The organism is Gemmatimonadaceae bacterium (genome assembly GCA_037721215.1).
In the GTDB taxonomy this organism is placed as follows: Bacteria; Gemmatimonadota; Gemmatimonadetes; order Gemmatimonadales; family Gemmatimonadaceae; genus UBA4720.
Map to the genome: position 1 here is coordinate 1 of JBBJNV010000026.1, position 20526 is coordinate 20526.

The following is a 20526-nucleotide window of genomic DNA, read 5'->3' on the forward strand; positions in this document are numbered from 1 at the left end:
CCCGGCGCGCGAGTGCCCGCGCATCGGCGATCTTGTTGATGTCGTCAGTCATAAGCGCGATGTCCGCCGCCTCGATCGCCGCCTGCGTACCGGCTACCCCCATGGCGATTCCCACGTCCGCCGCCGCGAGAGCGGGCGCGTCGTTTATTCCGTCGCCAACCATCGCCACGAGCGCGCCGTTCTTCTGCAGATCGCGAATCACGCGGACCTTGTCGTCCGGCAGCAGGTCGGCCTCCACGTGATCAATGCCCAGCTCCGAGGCAATACGCGTGGCAGTTGCCGCGTTGTCACCCGAAAGCATGACTATCCGTTCGATTCCGCTCGCCTTCAGCCGCATCAGCGCGGCTTTCGCATCGGGCCGAATGGGATCCGCCAGATGCAGTACTCCCAGCACCTTGTCATCCGCCGCAACGATGACAACGCTCAGGGCATCGCCATCACTCAGCGCTGGAGGTACCAACCCGTTGTCAATCATGAACGCAGCGTTTCCGGCGAGAACCCTGCGGCTTCCGATTGTCGCACTCACTCCCCGCCCCGTTACAACGTCGAATTCCGATGGCTCTGGAATATCGACCCCGGCTGCCTCCGCGCGCTCAACGACGGCTTTCGCAAGCGGATGGCTCGAGCGGCGCTCGGCAGCGGCGGCCAGTGACAGAAGCTCGGCCTCAGTTGTAGCCGCATCGAGCAGCTCAATGCGCGAAACCTCCGGACGGCCAATGGTAAGGGTGCCTGTCTTGTCGAACGCGATGATTCGCACCTTCGCCAACTGCTCCAGATAAACGCCGCCTTTCAGCAGAATGCCAGCCTTCGCGGCCCGCGCGATCGCAGCAATTACCACGAGCGGTGTCGCCAGACCGAGCTCCGCGGGAGACGTAAAAATGAGGAGAGTGATGATCATCCTGAGGTCGTGGGTAACGAACCATACACCGAGCAGAAAAACGAGAACGACAGGGATAAGCCAGGCGGCCACGCGATCGGCCAGACGCTGCACCGGCGCCTGTGATTCTTCCGCTGTTTCAACGAGCGCCACGATGCGAGCAAACATGGTGTCGCCACCAATCTTTACTGTTTCGATGTCGAGCGCGCCAAGTTCCACCACTGTTCCGGCGAACACCTGTGACCCGTCATTCTTTTCCTGCGGCACGCTCTCCCCTGTAATCGGGGCCTGGTTTACCGAAGCAGTACCGCCACGAACGACGCCATCGACTGGAATCTTTTCACCAGCGCGTACGATCACCAAATCGCCCGCCTGTACCTCCGCAACGGGGATAGTGACGTTGCCCGCGTCACGCCGCACGAGCGCAGTTTGTGGCACGCTGCCGATAAGCGCTTTGATCGATGCGCGCGCACGTTCGGTGTTGAGCTCGGCGATGAACTCCGCGATCAGAATGATGACCATGAGTACAGCCCCGGCGATGTACTCCCGGCCGAGCATCGCAATCGAGGTCGCGATGGTCACGAACACTTCGGTGCCGATTTTGTGCTCGTTGATCAGATCCTCGACGCCCTTTTTTGCCAGCGGGTAGAGGCCGAACGCTACCGCTGCAAGAAGGAGCCAAAGCGGCACTCCAGCGAACCTGAACAGCATGATCACGATACCAACGGCTGCGATGCGGCCGAGCTCGAACCACCGACCCGCTGTCATGAGGGTCATCATGACGACATCTGTGCTGATGGCACGGTTCCCGGCGGGGGCCTGATGGCCACTTCCTCACGCACCTCGACAGTTCTGCCACCGAACATCCAGTAAAGCGCCGGCAGAACCAGCATGTTCAACGCCGTTGCGGTAAGAAGGCCACCGAGAATCACGATTGCCATCGGCGTCTGCAGCTCGTTCCCCGGCTCTCCGCCGCCAAGGGCAAGAGGAATGAGCGCGAGCCCTGCCGTCAGCGCCGTCATGAGAATCGGCGAGATACGCTCGAGCGAGCCTCGCTCAACGGCTTCGCGAAACGGAAGCCCTTCGCCAAGAAGCTGCCGGTAATGCGACACGAGGAGAATTCCATTCCTGGTGGCAATGCCGAACAGGGTTACGAACCCCACGAGCGATGCGATGCTGACGACGCGCCCCGTAAGCATGATGGCTATCACCCCGCCAACGAGGGCAAGGGGCAGATTGGCCATCACCAGGGTTGCTGTTCGCGCCGATCGAAATTCGGCGTACAGTATCAGAAAAATCGCCGCTATCGAAATCAGCGATAACGCCGCAAGTGTGCGGGTGGATTCGGCCTGTGCCTCGAACTGCCCACCGTACTCGACGTGGTAGCCCGAAGGCAAGGACACACGTTCATTGATTGCCGCCTGGATGTCGGCAACCGTGCTGCCAAGGTCGCGGCCGGCGACATTTGCCTGCACAACGATTTTGCGTTGCACGTTTTCGCGCGACACCGTGTTCGGTCCTCTGTCTGTCACAATCTGCGCAAGCTGCGAAAGGGGAACGCGCTGCCCGGTTGGAGTATCGAACATGACACCGCCGATCGCGTCGGCATTGGACCTCAGCGATTCCGGAAAGCGCACCACCAGATCAACACTTCTCCCTTCCTCCAGCACCTGCGAGACTACCTCGCCATTGAAGGCAACGTCGATAGCATCCCCAAGCCCACCGACGGTCATTCCGTAACGCGCGAGAGCGCCGCGGTCAGCCTGAATGCGAAGTTGCGGGACATCCATCTGCTGCTCGAGCTGCAGATCGGCGACGCCCGGCACTGACTGCATTGCGTCCCGTACCTGCGTACCCACCTGCCTCAGCTCATATAGATCGGGGCCGAATACCTTCACTGCGATATTAGCCCGCGTGCCCGATAGCATGTGGTCGATCCGATGTCCAATCGGTTGTCCAATGGTGACGTTGGTTCCCGGGATCGCCGCGAATTCGTTTCGAAGCTCCTCGAAAAGCGCTTCCTTCTCGAAATCCTTCCGGAGCGTCACATCGATTTCCGCGGCGTTTACGCCCTGCGCGTGCTCGTCGAGCTCGGCGCGGCCCTGCCTCCGGTCGGTGTTCTTCACCGCGGCGTTAGCGAGGAGGATCTGCTCCACCCGCTTGCCAATGCCATTCGACTCTTCGAGTGAAGTGCCCGGAACCGTCACCACGCTCACGGTGAGTGCGCCTTCGTTGAACTCGGGAAGAAATGCTGATCCGAGTAGCGGAACCATAGCTAGCGCCATTACCAGGGTAGCCGCCGCACCGGCAAGAACGCGTTTGGGGTGCTCAAGTACTGCGGCGAGAATTCCCGCGTATTGGCGCTTGAGCCACTGCACGAGGCGGCTTTCCTGTTCTGTCTGCACCGCCTTCGCGTTTGGCAAGAGATAGCTGCAGAGCACCGGCGTCACCGTTACCGCGACGAGCAGCGACGCGAGGATTGAAACGACGTAGGCGAAGCCGAGCGGGCGCAGCAGCCGCCCTTCCACGCCGCCGAGGAAGAAGAGAGGAAGGAACACGACGATGATGATCAGCGTGGCATTGACGATCGACGAGCGAATCTCGCGCGACGCGTCGTACACGACCGCAAGCGATCCGCGCCGTTCTGCCTCTGGCAGATGATGGTTCTCCTTGAGGCGCCGGAAGACGTTCTCCACGTCAATGATCGCGTCGTCCACGAGCGCGCCAATGGCGATCGCCATTCCGCCAAGCGTCATCGTGTTGATAGTGATGTCGAGAAGCTTCATCGCGAAGATCGCGACTACAAGCGAGAGGGGAATCGCGACTATAGAGATCGCCGTTGCCCGCAGATTCCACAGAAACAGAAAGAGGATGATGACAACGAAGATTGCGCCGTCGCGAAGGGCCTTTATCACGTTCGCGACAGCGACGGTGATGAAGTCAGCCTGCTGGAAAAGCTCGGCTTCCACTTTCATTCCCCGCGGCAGAGTGCGCTGGATCTCGGCCAGCTCGCTCTCGATGCGCTTCGTGAGCTCGAGCGTGTTGGCGCCCGGCTGCTTCTGTATCGCGAGCACAATTGCCGGCTTGGCGTTGACTGATCCATCTCCGTACTTCGGAGCCGCTCCTGTCCGAACGTCAGCCACCTGCGCCAGCGTCACCGGCACACCGCCGCGCATCGCGACCACGGTTGCCGCGATGTCTCCGGCGCCCTCGACGCGGCCAATGCCGCGGATCACATACTCCTGTCCCTTGTCCATGTACACGCCGCCCGACGAATTCTCATTCGAGCCTTCTGCGGCGCGCATCACGTCTTCAAGGCTCACCCCCGCGGACGCCATGCGAGCGGGATCGGCGATTACCTGATACTGCTTTACTTCGCCGCCAATCGGGATTACCTGTGCGACACCCGGGACTGCCAGAAGCCGGCGACGAATAGTCCAGTCAGCGACGGTTCTCAGTTCCTGCGACGACTGGGTTCCGGTGAGCCCGATCATCATGATCTCGCCCATCACCGACGACACGGGAGCGAGAACGGGGGGCGACACACCGGCTGGAAGTGACGCAGCCACGGTCTGAAGCTTCTCGGCTACGACCTGACGGGCTCTGAAGATCTCCATTCCCCAGTCGAACTCGACCCACACCACGGATATCCCCTGGGCCGTCGATGACCGGACGCGCCTGACCCCGGTAGAACCATTTACCGCCGTCTCGATTGGAAACGAAACCAGCGACTCGACTTCTTCGGGCGCCATTCCGTGAGCTTCCGTTATCACGGTCACTGTAGGCGCGGTGAGATCGGGAAATACATCCACCGGCATGCGGTAAGCGGTCCATGCGCCTGCCGCGAGCATCAGCGCCGCGGCAGCCAGGACGATCACACGATTGCGGAGCGCCCACGCGATAAGGTTGTTGAGCATCGCGTTGACTCAGTGCTCGTGTCCGTGCGCCGGCACGGATGTAGAAAGCGATGCCAGTTTCACCTGATATGGCGCGCCAGTGACCACGCGCTCTCCTTCTTTTATACCGGATAAAACAAGAACGTTCTCCCCTTCACTGCCTCCCAGCGTCAACTCGCGTTTCTCGAAACTCTCGCCATCGGGCTGCACATAGGCAACCGGGCGCCCGTTCTCGTCAAGAATCGCGGACTTCGGAACGGTTACTCCAGCCACTGTTTTACCCGTGCCCACCATGACCCGCGCATTGGCGCCCACTCTTATCGACCCGTCGCCATTCGCGATCTCGTAGATCACCGGCACCGTGCGGGAGAGCGAATCGATCACACTGCCCGTCGAGACCATCCGCTGGGCGCGATAAATCCTGGGGGAGCCTTCCGGCTGAAACGTCCCGACGGAAGCCTGGCCGACAGAAGGTGCCTGCGCTGCCGGAACGTTCGCTTTGAGCCAGACGAGCGCTGGATCCACAACCGTAAAGAGCAGTGCCCCGGCGTCTACCCGGCTTCCCGGTGTAATGCTTCGCGCAGTGATGACTCCGCTGATCGGAGCTCTGATCGCGACCTTGCCAGCGGTAAGCGCGCCCCCGCCGAGGCCTGCTAGCGACTCGCGTGCAGCCTGAAGGCGGATCTGTGCTTCGCGTACTCTTCGTTCCGGAACCGCTTCGACAGCAAGCAGACGACGCGATCGATCGTACTCATCCTGCGCTTCCCGCAGTCGCGCTCGTGCCTCTGCATATGATGCGCCCCCTTCGCCAAGCGACGGTGCGAGCAAGGCTATCGTCTCACCGCGGCGCACCTGCTGCCCGGGAGCCGGAGATCGTGCGACACTGCTCGCGTCGATCAGGCCACCGATGGGGGCGGCAACATCGGCTACTCTCCCCGCGGCCGGAATGATCTGTCCCGACACTTCGAATGACTCGACCACGTTTCCGCGTTTCGCGAATTCCGTTCTGAAGCCAACGGTTTTCCATTGCTGTTCCTTGAGGAACGGTATCCCGCTTTCCTCGCCGGCTTCTTCCTTCGGTGCCTGCTCCGCGCTGGCGTATACCTGCAGGCCCGGCACGGTAATGCTGTCGCGCGCCTGCGGGCTCTGAACTATCAATGTTAGATCATAGATACCGGCGCGCGTGAATTCGGGTGATGGTCCATAAATTCCTGGCGCCCGTGGCGTATCCTGGACAACTACTACCGGCTCTCCGCCCGCGCGCGGCCGGAATCGGAGCGTGATCCTGCCCGACCGAAGCGGCGCGAAATCCGTAATGTCCGTCAGGTGCACCGCGAACTTGTCGGGCGCGCCGACGATCAGCGCCGGGTGCTCCATGAAGAGCTCGGTCGAGTCAGTCCAGATGGTGATTGCGCCACCGGCGGGCTCGGGCGCAGTGGCTGGTTCGCCGTCCGATTTGCACGCCGAGAGAATCGCGACAAGGAGACCCAGTGCCAGACGGTGAGTTCCGTTCTTTCTGCTGGGTAATAACGATATCGTTTTCATCTTGCATCCTGGATCAATGTCGTTCCGACGGCTCGCGCGAGCGCCGCGGCGCGTACGAGATATTCGGACTGAAGGTTGGCGAATCCTGATTCGACTTCCTGAAATGCTCGCGCTGCGTCGAGCCATTCGAGCAGAGAGATTTCGCCTTCGGCGTATGCGGCCTGCGCCGCGCGAAGTGTTGCGCTGGCGTCAGCACTGACTTGCGGAGTCAGCCTCTCCAGCTGCTGCTCCGCTGTCCGCAGAGCATCAGCGGTTTCGGCGACTTCACGCTGCACGCGGCGGTTCGCCGATATGAGCTCGGCGGCCGCGCGACGGGTTTCTGCATCGGCGGCGTCGACCGCTCCGCGCCGCCTGTCCCAGAGCGGCAACGGCAATCGTAATGCGGCGACAATTCCGCCCTGCGAGGAGGCGTTGCCGACCGATTCGCGTTTGACCCCGGCCGCAAGTACCGGTATCGGGGTTCGTTCACGGCGGGCGATGGTCGCGTCGGCAGCGACGGCACGCCCCTCTAGGGCCAGAGCGACAATATCGGCGCGGCGGCCGAGTGCAATCGATTCAAGAGAATGGGCCGGCATTGCCGCGAAAGCGGCCCGGATCGCGGGCAGATTCAATTCGAGCGGGCGCGATCGATCCGTGTCACGCGGCAGCAGCGCCGAGAGCGCGAGTCTGGCGGTGCGGCTCGCGAGCAGAGACTCCGCGCGAAGTATCGAGTACCGGTTTGCTTCGAGGCGGATTCGGCGGGCGGTGAAGCCGGATACATCGCCTGCGGCGAGCCGCCTGGAAGCAACCCTCTCCGCCTCTGCGAACGACTCTCCCACCTGCGATGCCAGCACCGCGCGCCGCTCGGCGGCGATTGTGTTTGCGAACGCAACCGTCACCTCATACGCCACCTGGTATTCGGCGACTCTGACTCTCGCCTCGGCCGCCTCACGCCGGAGTCGCGCAGCTTCTGATCTTCCGCCGCGCAGTCCGCCGATCTCGAGGGGCTGTTCGATCTCCAGAATATTCTGCGAGTTCGCGGTTGACCCACTGCCCGTCTGTTCACGGCTGTACGACACGGATGGATTGGCTCGCGCGCCTGCCTGGCGCTCGCGTCCGCGGGCAGCGGCAGCGGCTTCGCGGGCTGCCACGATATCCGGGCTTGCGCGAACGGCTGTCGCAACTGCTTCAGCGAGAGTGAGAGGCGGGGTGGCAACCGGGGGCGCGATCTGCGCGTGCGCAAATACCGGAACGCCATGCAGCAGAATTGCCGCCGCGCCGAGGCGAGTGATGGCAACCACAAATGCATTGTGGAGCGAGTGCATAGTCGGATTGTTGTTGCCGGACGACGCAATTCACCGCGAGAGTGAATTGAGCCGGTCCCGGCTGAGTTTATGTGTTTTAAGAATATTCGGCTCTGGCATCAGCCCTTTCGGGCGTGTTACAGCGAGCCGATCTACAACGTCCCGGCGAACATCACGCGGCGCCAGTCAACGGGCACGAGTGGTTCGCGGGCGGCTTCAGGCGTCGGGAGGAGGAGAGCGCGGCCTGGAATCGTTGGGGGCAACGCGGCCGGGTGGCGGACGGGCCTGGAGGGAAAAACGCGTGGCGGATACCTCAAGAAGCCGCGTCGCCCACTCGACTGTGACCGCGACCGATCGCGCAGCCGGTGGTGTCGTCTGGAGCCGCTGTGCAACCAGCGGACTCGCGACCGGATGCGGATGGCCGGCCGGATGCTCCGCTTCCGTTATCTCAGGGATGCCAGACGCGCCATCGTCCTGAAACTGGGAAGCACCGTGAGCGAGTTCGTGATGCGCATGCCCATGAGCAACCGCGTTCGCCGGTACGAGGAGTATTCCGGCGAGACTGAGTATTGCCGCGACGCGCAGCATGGCTCTGGGCATCTGCGCAAACTATGCCCGAGGCCGCAAGGAGGGAATCCCATCGAGCGGTTTCGTGAGTAGCGGTGCCCCGTTTTGCCGCTGAATGCCACCGATCGGGGCGGGCACCCTTGAAGACCGGCGCTGCCCCCGCCCACTGCCGTCCGAGTTGAACGAGTCAGATCTTTTATGCGGCGTAAAACTTGCCGCTGAAATTGGCAGTTAACGCGAGCGAACGTCTGCCCGTCTCCAACCAGAGAGGCTACAAGGATGTCACACACTTCGCACCACGAATCCGGTCACGACGGCATGATGCAGGGCATGCAGAGTGCATCGACCTCTGCGGCGATTGCCGCGAAAGTTGCGATGAAGGCGTGTGCAGACGTTTGCGACCGGTGTACCGAGTCGTGCGCAAGAATGGCGAGCGCCGCGGCCTGACCACGGTGGCGCTGGCGCCGCGTCGCCGTCCGGCCTGCGGGTGAACCAGGCAGCGTTGCTCGACCTCGCATTGGTGATCTGGTTCGCGCTGACTGCGCTGTCAGTGATCTACGTAGCCTGGGACGCCTTCACCACAAACCCCGAGATGAGGGTCATGAAGTGGGGATTTCTGCTCATCACCCTCTTCACCGGGCCTGTCGGCGCCTGCGTGTACGTCCTGTCGTGCAAACCACCTGTACCCAGGGAACATGCGCAGTTCGTCAATTCGCTCTGGAAGCAGGCGGTCGGATCTACGGTCCACTGCGTAGCCGGGGATGCGACGGGAATCATCGCGGCGGCAGCCGTCACGATGGCGCTCGGTCTGGTGATGTGGCATGACATCATTGCCGAGTACGTTTCTGGATTCGCTTTCGGGCTGCTGATTTTTCAGGCGCTGTTCATGAAGCAGATGCTCGGCGGGTCGTACGTCGCTGCAGTAAGGAAATCGTTCCTGCCCGAGTGGCTTTCGATGAACGCTGTAATGGCCGGCATGATCCCTGTGATGGTCGTGTTGATGAGTCGCGACATGACCTCGATGCACCCTGCATCGCTTCGATTCTGGGGTGTCATGTCGCTCGCTACGATGGTGGGTTTCGCGTGCGCATACCCTGTCAATTACTGGCTCGTCGCGGTCGGCCTGAAACACGGCATGGGCACAGTGCTGGCACTTGGCGATGGCGGGCATTCAGTGAGCGCGGAGACTGGCGAGACGCAGCAACAGAGTGCGCTGCCATCCGGGCACGCGATGCCGGGGGACAGCGCGATGCAGCCGGGACATGAGATGGCGCACGGCACTCCGGCGCGGACAAATCCCGAATTGCCGGAGACAATCCATCAGTTGCCTGGAACAATCGCCAGCTCGCGCCCGCAGCGGGTGGCGATGAGCCTGCTTACCCTCCTCGCTCTTGCGGGCGGTCTGCTGATAGCGGCTCTGGGCGGAGATCTCGCAATGAGGGGTAATGCATCCATGCCGCGTGACGCAGCCGGCATGGAAATGCGAATGTAGCCGGGGCCGGTTTTGTCAACGCTGACGTGCGCGGAACACAAGCGACACCCAGTGGGTTTCCCACGCCGCCGGCGCCGATTGAGTGACGTGAATGGCGCGGATATACCAGAGTCCGCCTTTCGCGACCGGGATTCTTATCATCCCCTTGGCGTCAGACTTCAAATGCAGGTCAGCCTCCGCCTTCACTGCGGTATCTGCAACTGATTCGGGCGTGGCATGCGCTGATAGAGCAGGCAGCGGCCGACCCTTGAACATCGCTCGCACAGTCAACGTATCGCCCGCGGAAACGGTTGACGGATCCCGCTGAGGAATGAATTCGATCGTTTGACCGCTGCTCCGCCTGAAGACGCGCGGACCGCTGCTCCCGATGTCAATCAGCGTCTTGGCATGCTTCACGTCTGTTCGGGTGATGCTGTCAGCGAGAGGCAACTTGCCACCCTGACGGATCTTGCCGGCGGCATCCGCCGCTCCCTCGAGTTCGAGCCATCGTAGAAATGCCTCGCCGGTCTGACGCGCCGAACGTGGAATGAGCGTCACAGCGACTATTCGCTGTCCGGGAGCGTCGGGCCTGGTCTTGAGGACGAGAGACGTGCCGCGGTGTGACAGGTCGGTAACTGATGTTTCGCCGTTCGCGCCGATGATCACCGCGCGCGCAACGCGCGCTAACGCGATGGGCGCCACGCTTGACGGAAACCGTGAGCTGGTTTGCGCCATTACTTCAACATCGCCACGCTCTGAGAACGAGAAGGCGCCTGGTACGAGGAAAAAGTCGTGCGCGGAAAGCCACGATGCGCTTGTGAACACCAATACGGCGGCAACAACGGCAAGCGCGAAATGGCGTCCACGGTGTCGCGAGCGGTCGATCAGCAATTTGGAAACTCCGTTGTGAACATGGGTGGCACGAAGAAGAGCAATACTCCCAGCACCGGCAATTGGGAAGCGTCGGAATCGGTTCTCGTCAAGGCACCGCGAGCGCATCGTTTGTCGTTGACTCGATCACCATTCCCGCTTGGTCCATCGCTGGCGGGGTCGCAACCAGGATCGCGGTGATGAGCAGAACAACCGAGGCGACACCAACTTCGAAGGTCGCGGAACGTTTGATTTTCTTCACCCCTTCGAGCTCACCCAGCCGCGGTTTCACATACCGGAAATTCCAGGCTCCAATGCCGGCGACGATTGAAAGAATTACAAGCTTTCTGAACAGCATCGTTCCGTAATCGGTCTGCCAGAGCGCCGAAATGCTTTCGAGATGCAACCAGGCTGCAAACACGCCCGTGGACGCGGTGAGGCCGGCAAACACCAGGGCTGTCGGGCTGAACGCATTCACAAGTCGAGCAACGGCTTGCCCCCGGTCATCCTTGTCGAGCGCCATCGCCGCCGGAATTCCCGCCACGAGAAGCACCAACAGGCTGCCGAGCCAGCCCGACGCGCCGATGATGTGAATGCCGTCGGCCATGATGGCGAGCGGGCGCAGTGCTGGTGCGGCAGCAGCATGTCCCGAGAGGGCGGGCGCGAACGAGCCAAGTACTGCACCAACCGCCGCAATTATCCATCCTTCAGCCCGCTTTCTCCGCGCCAGGACGAATCCGGTTATCGCAACGACCGTCGCCACAACCTGCAGCAGCCAACCCCAACCCCAGGTTGTGAGACCGATCATCGACCACATCAGAGCGGGCGCGAAGCCGGTACCCGGGGCATGCATCGCATACGACTGCGCCAGCAGTCTGACTACCGCGACCATCGCAAGAAAAAGCGCTGCATATAGACCGACCAGTGCCGCACGCTGACTGGCGGGAAGCAGCATCGGCACATCCGGACCGTGCTTCTTCCTTATCAATCCGAGAACGAACACGTGGAATGCGACCGCTCCCGTCATGATGAGGATCGCGCCGAACTGGAGCCATCGGATGACAACGTAAAGCGGCGATTCCGCGTTGAATCCGCCCGCATCGGGGAATGTCTGAGCGTCGTGATGTACCCGCGCGGTTCCCTCGCCTGGCGCACCGCCGGAGCCGGCAGTGCCAGCCGCAGCCTGCACCGCTGAATCCCCGCCGCCCGGCGCTGAAGAAACCGTGCCCAAGCCCGACGCTCCAGCCTCGACTGAGAACGCGAAGTTCCCGCGAATCGGATGGCCATCCGCGCCTGCCATTTGCCACGTTACTGTGTACGGACCGGCCACTAGCGGCCCTTCGATACCGGCTTTCACCGCGCGCTTATCGCTGCCCGCGAACACCAACCCGGCCAGCGAGACCTTGCCGTCCGGTCCGGCAAGCTCCACTCGGGTGAAAACAAGCTCGACCGGCTCGTTGAAAACGAGAGCAATCTCTTTCGGCACCGCCGTGAGTTTGGTGTTCTTCGCCGGCGCCGAGCTCTTCAATGCGCCATGTGCATGCGCGGCGGATGGAGCCAGCAACATGCACACGGTAACGATTGCCGCCAGAACACGACCCATTTACATCTTCATCTTCGAGTGATCCATTCCCGCCATCGGATCCTTTTTCGGTGCGGGCTTTTTTGCTGCGGTCTTCTTCGCCGCGGGCTTCGCGACCGGTTTGGCCGCTGGTCTCCCTGCCGCAGCCTTCGCGGTCGCCGGCTTCCTGACGGCCGAAGGTTTCCTCAACGTGCTCGATCGGGACGACGCCGCAGCCGGCTTCGACTTCCGCATCATCATCTGGTGCTCGGCGGGCATCGCTTTCATCGCGTCATTCATCATGCGACGCATTCCCGGGTCCGCCATCACTCGCTTCATGATCACTGGATCGGCCAGCATCTCCATGTGCAGCTTCATCATCGGATCCCCCGACCCGTTTGCAGGCATTGCGGAATGATCCATCCCTGCCATGTTCGTTTTTGAATGATCCATACCCGCCATGCCATCAGCTTTTGCCCCTTGAGTTTTTCCGCCAGCGGCGGGCATCGCCATTTTCGAATGGTCCATGCCGGCCATCTTTCCCCCGGCCGCCATTCCGCCGGTCGCCCCATGGTTCATTCCCGCCATGTGTACCGCACCGCGCGCAACGGTTGGCGTCGGCAGCTCGGCGAGAAAGTTGACCGCTGCGCCGCCCATGTTGTTCACGCCCATCATGTTCGTCATCTCGAGCCACTCGGCCCTCGTCATGGCAAACGACGTGTTGTCCCTGTAAAGGGCCGCCGCTTTGAGGATCTCAGTGCGCTTCCGGTTCATCGGCACCTTTGGCGACGCGAGGACGTCTGACACGACGTCGTGCATCGAGTGAAGATTGTCGAAAATGATCGACGCTTCCGGATACCGTGCCGCAAACGCGGGGGCAACGGCGGCCGTCATCGGCATGATTCGCGGCATCCCGCTCGGCGGAGATTCCAGCATCTGGCGGAATCGCGCGACTGCGGCCAACACTCCGGTCTGGCGCTCTGCCTGCGTCTTCCCCGTTACCAGCGGCTCGTACAGGCCCACCTGCAGCCAGTGATACGCCCATATCAGGCCATTGAACTTCGGGTACTTGTCGCGGAACGCGGTCGAGTAGTACTGCCCTTCCATCAGCTCCATCGTTTTCGGTACCGAGCTGAACGCGAGCTCTGGACGCTTCTTGTAGTAGCGAATCAGCTCGGCGATCTTCGCGTCTTTCTGCGGAAGCGCCATGCGCTCGTCTGCCCACACATCGTAGATCTGCCGATGAAGAAGGTGAGCCCAGTCGAACATCATCTTCGCTTCGGGGGCCAGCTTCGCGTAGGCAACCTCAATCGCCGCTTCCTCGAGCGGCACATGAGGCGGATTTATAAGCAGCTTGCCAGTGATGAAATCGTATTCCTTGTTCTCCAGCAGCGAGGCTGGCGCGGTCGGCTTTGTGTAAAGCTTCTCGTAGAGAATCGCATGTCCGTAGTCGAACGCATTGAAAAGCCGGTCAGCTGCGGGGTATCCCTCGCGGAATGCCCAGTTGAATGATCCGGGGAGGTAGAACTGCTCATAGGTGGTCGACCACTGCGCCGAAGCCGGCGTAGCACCCACTGCCGCAAACGCGGAGGCGGCGGCGACAACGCCAAACCACCGGCGCGTGTTTCCCATCTTCGAGTTCTCTTGTTGGTTCTTCATTGTTGTTCTCAGTAAATTTTTCACGATCAGGGCCGGCGGGCGCCTGTCAGCGATCCCCGCCAGGAAAAAACGAGCGAATCGCGAACGCGTACGCCGTGCCGAAGGTCACGAACCAGCCTTGATCAGGGCCGTTAATTCGGCGGCCGAGGCCGCCATCGATGTTGAATTTCGGATTGACCTGATACCGGATTCCGGTGCCGATGTTGTAGTCGACATCTTCTGCGTCGGAGATCGGCTGGCGAACGAAGAAATCGGCGGTGACGAGCATCGCCCGTATCGGAAATGTCTTGTCCACCGCAGCTCCGACCAGCCAGCGGCTGACCTCCACGGCGCCAGCAGCCTCGGCAGTTCCATCAGGAACAGGCGATGTCAGTATGTCTTCGTCCGAAGATCCGAAAGTGTACTGACCGTTCACATGGAACCGCGCGATACTCAATGTCCTGGTGGCGATGCCCTTGAGCGATGTGTATGTCCGGTCCGGACCAAGCGGTCCCACCGGCAGCAGAACGTCAGCCCGTAATCCGAGCGCCGGCAGCGTTTGCGTCTCGGCATTGAGATTATGGAATGCCGAAAGCTCGACTCCCGCGATGCCCGACCTGCTCTGTCCGCCGCCCAGGTCGTTGTACGCCAGCGGAAGCCCGATTTCAATGTGCGTGCGCGGCAGGATTCCATATGCGATTTCGGGCTCGACCCCAAAGTTGTATACACCGCCGATACCGCGTTCGAGCCGCAGGGGCGCGAGCTTCAGCTCAAATGCGTAACGCTCCGTAGCGTACGCGTCCTCAATCTGTACCGGGCGTCCGGCATCGGTGTTGTAATAGTCGGTCTGGGCGCCAAGGAGCGGGGCGCTCAGCAGGATTGCCGCGACAATCCCCAGTGAGAGGCGGATGGGTGCCGCGCCGGCGGTTGGAGTCATGGATATTTCGTAAGAAAGTGTTGAGACCGGCACCAGTGCCGGTCCTGCTTTATTGTGCATAAAATGTGTGCACGTAACATACACTGATTGGTGCCGGATGTTTCACATCGCGTGGCGGCAGTGATCTGACGGATTCGACAACAAACACCCGCCGCAAAACAAGTGAGACAGCGGCGAATCTCCGCCATGCTCGCAATGCTCGGCGGACGTCAACGCGAATGGCGATTTACCCGGTCCGCCGGCAACCGCGCCCGAAAGAAGAACCAGCGCCAGCGCCGTTCCGGCCCACGCTACCGATAGTCGAGTCACATGTGTCGTCACCGCAGCCTCCTCGCCCGCCAGACGGCGGATCCTCCTATCGAGAAGGTCCGAGTTGCAGAAACCTGTCGTCCCCTTGGCACAGCGGGTTGGCGGCGACTCCGCCAGGCGCAGGATTGCCGATGCAAGGACGAGTGGACGCCCCGCTGCCGCGCGATCGTCCGCAACTATTTCCGCTTCGTCACCCATGTCCTCCGCAAGGCGACGCAACGCCGGAATCCAGAAGAAGGTGTAGCCGAGAAACCGGTAAATCGACAGCCTCAAAGGATCGCGCCGTGACACATGCGCCGCCTCGTGCGAGAGCACGCACTCCAACTCACCTGCCGTAAGACGAAGCGGAAGATCCTCCGCTACGTAAACTCGCGGGCGGACCATTCCAGCGGTAAACGCGGGGTTAGGGAGCCCGTGAACAATCCGAACGAGGCGCGGGTTCAGCCCCGCGGCGATCGCTGCCCGCCAGACAGGACTGCCCGGGATTGGCATTGCAGAATCCAGCGGCGTCATCGCGGCGCTGAGCCGCGACGACGCGCGCCACCTGTCCCACGTTGCGTAGGCCGCGCCGGCCCCAAGAGCCAGATGGACCGACCAGTGTACTGGTGCCAGAACATGCCTTAACGCCGTCATGCAAAAGGCGCCGAGATGCTGCATGCTCGCAAGAATCTCCGTGCTGGCGAGCGGCAGATGATGTCCAAACACCGGCAGGGTGCTCAGCAGGATGAGGGCGGCGATTGCCAGAACTGTAGTGCGTCGATGGGACCGCTCCCGCATGGCGAGCCGCGCCGAGCGATAGCCTGCTCCCTCGGGAATCACAGCTTCCCCTCCGCTTTCAGCCTGCGCCTGACGAGGCGTCCCAACTCGGCGAGCTGCTCCGGATCCCGCTCGGCCAGCACATCCACCAGCGACGCAGACACAGCCTCGGCGCCAAGCGACAGAATACCTTCGACGACTCTCCTGGATGCCATCGCCATGAACTCGTCCTCAGCGAAGCGCGCCGAGTAGTGAAGCAGATCGTCCTGTTTCGCCCGGCTGAGAATTCCCTTGTTCACCAGTTTGTTCAGTACTGTAATCACCGTCAGCAGCTCGACCTTGTGATGGCGAAACACGCGGGTGTGGACTTCACGGGACGTCGACGGGCAATCGAGCTCCCACACCGCGCGCAAGACACGGGCTTCGAGGTCGCCGAGTACCTTGGCGAGGCCTTTTGCCGAAAGTCTCACTGTGTCCTGCAGCCCGGGGGTGTGGCCCGGGGTGGCATCGCGCCTACGAACCGTCAAGCCGGCTCCTGAATTCGGGGTGCACAAATCGCTATCTAAGCGTAGCTCGACTTTTATACACCGTAAAGCCCGTTAATGGTAATCCCGTTTCTCCTTCCCGACTATTGACGGGTCACCACGCCTGACTGCATTTTATGCTGCGCAAAAGAGAGCTTTATGCTGCGTAAAGGCACACCTCACGTTGCGACGCCCGCCTCCGTATCATTCTCTCGTGATGCGGCTGCGGGCGATGGAGTTCCTGCGATGCGACTTCTCTGCACGCGTGATAAACGTGCTGGAGCGAAGTCACCTCGTGAGAAAATAGAGCAGCGTTCCAGCACCCAGCACAATTGCAACGGGGATCCAGCCGTATCGGCCAAGAATCTGTCGCACGGAAGGGCCAAAAAAGCGCGCAAGGAGCGCGATAGGCAGATATTTCAGCGCCCGTCCGACTAGCGAACCCACGATAAATCCAGGAAGCGGAAGACCGGAGGCCCCGGCCATTGCCGTGTAGAGCATGTAGGGAACCGGGGTGTAACCGGATGTCAGCAGCGCAAGCATGTAGTTCCGGAGATATACGCGCTGTACGAACTCGATACGCGATAGCAATCCATAGGAGTCAAACATCGGCTCCACGAGCGTCGCGTAGAAAGCCGAGCCGAGCCAGTAGCCGAACAGGCCTCCGACGACCGATGCGGCCGTGGCTAAGCCCGCCAGCAACCACGCCCGGCGAGGGCTGGCAAGGATCATCGCAATGAGCAGCGCTTCCGTCGGCGCGGGCAATATCGTGGCCTCGAGAAGAGCGAACACCATCAGTATGAGCAGGCCCCAACGGCCCGCGGCGAGGCGGACGAGCCTCGTTTCGGGCTCAGCGCTCGTTGTCAATTAAACCAGGATTGGTTGCGGCAACTGTGCCGAACGATTGGTTGATGGAGAGGCTGTCACATCAGCCATTTCCATTGCCGGCGGGGACCGCGGTAATCAGCAGAACAACGCAGCGACACCAACCTCGAAGGTCGCAGATTCGCCGCGGGCTTCGCGACCGGTTTGGCCGCCGGGGGTGTGGCCCAGAGTGGCGTCGCGCCTACGAACCGTCAAGCCGGCGCCTGAATTCGGGGTGCACAAATCGCTATCTAACCGTAACTGGCATTTTATACACCGTAAAGCCCGTCAATGGCAATGGAGTTTTTTGCCGCAAGGCTCCGCTCCTTCCACAACGAGTAAATCGCTGGAATCACCACCAGCGTCAGCACCGTACTCGAGACCATTCCACCTACCATCGGCGCCGCAATCCGCTTCATCACATCCGCCCCCGTTCCCTGACTCCACAAAATCGGCACCAGCCCCGCCATGATCGCCATCACCGTCATCATCTTGGGGCGCACGCGCTCGACCGCACCGTGCTCGACCGCCGCATCGACGTCGGTCCGATTTCGCAGCAGACCGGCCTCGCCCCGCTCCCGGTATGCCTGGTCAAGATAGATGAGCATGATCACCCCGGTCTCCGCTGCTACCCCCGCGAGAGCAATGAAGCCGATCGCCACCGCCACACTCATGTTGTAGTCCAGCAGCCACATCAGCCATACGCCGCCCACGAGGGAGAACGGAAGCGAAAGCATCACGATCGCGCTCTCGGTGACACTCCGGAAATTGAAGTAGAGCAGCATGAATATCAGTGCGAGCGTGATGGGAACGATCACTCTCAGCTTCTTGCCCGCCCGTTCCATGGCCTCGAACTGCCCCGACCATTCGATGCGATATCCCGGCGGCAGCGCCAGTCGTTGTCCGAGGAGCACTCTGGCTTCCTCGACATAACTGCCCACGTCGCGGTTCTGGACATCGACGTAGACAATATTGTTGAGCAGCGCATCCTCCGATTTGATCAGTGTCGATCCTCGTTGCACCTCGATCTTCGCGAGCTCGCCGAGTGGTATCTGAGCGCCAGATGGAGCGGCGACGAGAATGCCCGCTATCATCTCCGGGTTGTCGCGCAGCTCACGCTGATACCGCACCATCACCGAATAGCGCTCGCGGCCTTCAATTACCTGCCCGGCTTCCATCCCCCCAACCGCGGTCGCGAGTGCCATCTGTACATCTCCGGCCGTCATTCCATACCGGGCGGCGGCTGCACGGTCGATGGTGACATCGAGATACTTGCCACCCACAGCGCGCTCGGAAAAAACGGTATTGGTCCCCTGCACGGCCGGCAGAATCCCTTCAATCTTTTTCCCGATCGCATCGAGCGTATCGAGGCTGCGACCAAAAATCTTAATACCCACCGGAGTCTTGATTCCGGTTGCAAGCATGTCGAGCCGGTTCTTGATCGGCATGCTCCACATATTTCCCACACCGGGCGTTCGCACCTTGCTGTTGGCTTCACTGACGATTGAATCGTACGTCACTCCCGCTCGCCAGTCTTTTTTGTCCTTCAGTATCGCAATGGTTTCGATCATCGACATCGGCGCCATGTCCGTCGCCGACTCTGCGCGACCGATCTTTCCCATCACGGTCTGAACTTCGTGAATGCTCGCTAGTTGAGCGTCGCGTTGCTGCAGAATCTTTTTTGCCTCAGCCGTGCCCACGCCGGGGAACAGTGATGGCATATCCATGATCGATCCCTCGTTCAACGGCGGCATGAACTCGCTGCCAAGTCTCGACCAGGGAATGAATGTCACCACCATCACCACCAATGCGGAGATGATCGTTGGCCACCGGTGCCTCAATACGAGTTCTATGACCGGGCGGTACATGCGGATCAGAAGACGATTGACCGGATTTGCTGCCTCCGGCTTCACGCCTTTCCGGATGAACAATCCCATCATCACTGGTACGAGTGTGATCGAGAGCAGCGCTGCCGATGCCATCGCAAGTGTCTTGGTCCATGCGAGTGGTTTGAACAATCGGCCCTCCTGCGCTTCGAGAGCGAATACGGGCAGGAACGATATCGTGATGATAAGGAGCGAAACGAACAACGCCGGGCCAACCTCCTTCGATGCGTAGGCCACCAGATCCCAATGTTTGCGAGGGCTTTCCTCCGCCTCGTTTCGCTCCATGTGCTTGTGCAGGTTCTCCACCATCACGATAGCGGCGTCGATCATCGCGCCGATGGCGATTGCAATGCCGCCGAGGCTCATGATGTTGGCGTCCAGTCCGAGCAGCCGCATCGCCAGCAACGCCATCAGAATGCCGAGTGGCAGCGTGAGTATCGCGACGAGAGCGCTCGATGCGTGCAGCAGAAATACCACCGTCACGATGGCAACGATGACGGATTCTTCAATGAGCTTGCTCCTGAGCGTATCGATTGCCTTTTCAATCAGACCCGAGCGGTCGTAGCCCTCGACGAAGACGACTCCACGAGGCAGCGATCGCTCGAGGTCAGCCATCTTTGCCTTAACCCCTTCGATAACGGCGAGCGGGTTTTCGCCATATCGCATCACCACCCACCCTGTGACGACCTCCCCTTTCCCATTCAGCTCGGCAATGCCCCGCCGGATCTCCGGCCCGATCTGTACGTTGGCCACATCACCGACGGTAACCGGCACGCCACCCGGCCCAGTTTCCAGAGCAACATTGCGGATATCATCCAGGCTCTGAAAACGGCCTCGTCCACGTACGACATACTCGGAGCCGCTCATCTCCAGCACCCGACCCCCGACATCCTCGTTTGAGCCCTCAACGGCCGCCGTTACCTGCGTGAGGGGAATGCCAAAGGCGAGCAGCTTCGCCGGATCCACCTCGATCTGATACTGCTTCTCGAAACCGCCGAACGATGCGATCTCGGCCACGCCAGGCACCGAGGTGAGAGCGGGGCGAATCGTGAAGTCCTGCAAACCGCGCAGTTGTGCGAGGTTGAGTCGGCCAGTTGTGTCCGCCACGATGTATTGCATCACCCAGCCTACGCCCGTGGCGTCGGGCCCCATCATCGTTTCCGCGCCCTGCGGAAGCTTCGCGCGAACACCGTTCAGATATTCCAGAACGCGCGATCGTGCCCAGTACAAATCGGTGCCGTCTTCGAACACGATGTAGATCGCCGACAGGCCGAACTGGCTCATGCCCCTCACAAATTTCGTGTTGGGGACCTTGAGCATTTCGGTCGAGAGGGGATACGTCACCTGATCTTCGACCGTTTGAGGCGGCTGGCCCGGCCACTCCGTCATCACGATCACCTGTGCGTCGGAAAGATCGGGAATTGCGTCCACCGGTGTGGTGAACATCGCCCAGATCCCGGCAACCGTTATCGCCGCAGTGCCGAGTAGTACGAGAAGCCTGTGAGAGACTGACCAGTCGATGATGCGTTTGAGCATGACTGG

General features: G+C 61.1%; 15 protein-coding genes. 2 read left to right on the top strand and 13 right to left on the bottom strand.

The window, feature by feature from the left end; all coding sequences use genetic code 11:
* The 5 genes from WKF55_13795 to WKF55_13815 all read right to left on the bottom strand — a co-directional run.
* Positions 1-1657: cation-translocating P-type ATPase (locus WKF55_13795; GenBank protein MEJ7760652.1), on the bottom strand; the 1657-nt coding region annotated here is incomplete at its 3' end.
* On the bottom strand, positions 1654-4794 hold the full coding sequence (locus WKF55_13800) for an efflux RND transporter permease subunit (GenBank protein MEJ7760653.1): 3141 nt from the start codon (positions 4792-4794) through the stop codon (positions 1654-1656). The genes WKF55_13795 and WKF55_13800, both read right to left, overlap by 4 nt.
* A gap of 9 nt (positions 4795-4803) precedes the next feature.
* Entirely contained in the window at positions 4804-6318 is a 1515-nt protein-coding gene (locus WKF55_13805; GenBank protein MEJ7760654.1) for an efflux RND transporter periplasmic adaptor subunit, read from the bottom strand.
* Positions 6315-7622: a TolC family protein gene (locus tag WKF55_13810; GenBank protein ID MEJ7760655.1), complete on the bottom strand. Its 1308-nt coding sequence runs from the start codon at positions 7620-7622 to the stop codon at positions 6315-6317. The genes WKF55_13805 and WKF55_13810 overlap by 4 nt, the downstream gene beginning before the upstream one ends.
* Positions 7623-7817: 195 nt before the next feature.
* Positions 7818-8201 (bottom strand): hypothetical protein, encoded by a 384-nt coding sequence (locus WKF55_13815; GenBank protein ID MEJ7760656.1) that lies wholly within the window; start codon positions 8199-8201, stop codon positions 7818-7820.
* Between the two features lie 246 nt (positions 8202-8447).
* On the opposite strand from WKF55_13815, the gene WKF55_13820 reads away from it, so the two are divergent.
* Positions 8448-8615, top strand: a complete 168-nt coding sequence (locus WKF55_13820) for a hypothetical protein (GenBank protein MEJ7760657.1) — start codon at positions 8448-8450, stop codon at positions 8613-8615.
* 40 nt (positions 8616-8655) lie between these two features.
* Entirely contained in the window at positions 8656-9660 is a 1005-nt protein-coding gene (locus WKF55_13825) for a DUF4396 domain-containing protein (GenBank protein ID MEJ7760658.1), read from the top strand.
* 15 nt (positions 9661-9675) lie between these two features.
* Here the strand turns inward: WKF55_13825 and WKF55_13830 are convergent, their stop codons facing one another.
* From WKF55_13830 to WKF55_13865, 8 genes are all read right to left on the bottom strand, one after another.
* Positions 9676-10530, bottom strand: a complete 855-nt coding sequence (locus tag WKF55_13830) for a DUF4198 domain-containing protein (GenBank protein ID MEJ7760659.1) — start codon at positions 10528-10530, stop codon at positions 9676-9678.
* A gap of 88 nt (positions 10531-10618) precedes the next feature.
* On the bottom strand, positions 10619-12112 hold the full coding sequence (locus WKF55_13835; GenBank protein MEJ7760660.1) for a copper resistance protein CopC: 1494 nt from the start codon (positions 12110-12112) through the stop codon (positions 10619-10621).
* A complete protein-coding gene (locus WKF55_13840; protein ID MEJ7760661.1) occupies positions 12113-13729 on the bottom strand; it encodes a hypothetical protein in 1617 nt (538 codons plus the stop codon). It abuts the gene before it with no gap.
* Positions 13730-13775: 46 nt separating this feature from the next.
* Positions 13776-14645: a hypothetical protein gene (locus WKF55_13845; protein MEJ7760662.1), complete on the bottom strand. Its 870-nt coding sequence runs from the start codon at positions 14643-14645 to the stop codon at positions 13776-13778.
* A gap of 102 nt (positions 14646-14747) precedes the next feature.
* Complete coding sequence (locus tag WKF55_13850; GenBank protein MEJ7760663.1) at positions 14748-15773, bottom strand: M56 family metallopeptidase; 1026 nt, start codon at positions 15771-15773, stop codon at positions 14748-14750.
* Positions 15770-16237, bottom strand: a complete 468-nt coding sequence (locus tag WKF55_13855) for a BlaI/MecI/CopY family transcriptional regulator (protein MEJ7760664.1) — start codon at positions 16235-16237, stop codon at positions 15770-15772. Before WKF55_13855 ends, WKF55_13850 begins: the two co-directional genes overlap by 4 nt.
* A 285-nt stretch (positions 16238-16522) precedes the next feature.
* A complete protein-coding gene (locus tag WKF55_13860; protein MEJ7760665.1) occupies positions 16523-17101 on the bottom strand; it encodes a VTT domain-containing protein in 579 nt (192 codons plus the stop codon).
* A gap of 266 nt (positions 17102-17367) precedes the next feature.
* Entirely contained in the window at positions 17368-20520 is a 3153-nt protein-coding gene (locus tag WKF55_13865; GenBank protein MEJ7760666.1) for a CusA/CzcA family heavy metal efflux RND transporter, read from the bottom strand.
* Positions 20521-20526: the final 6 nt, after the last annotated feature.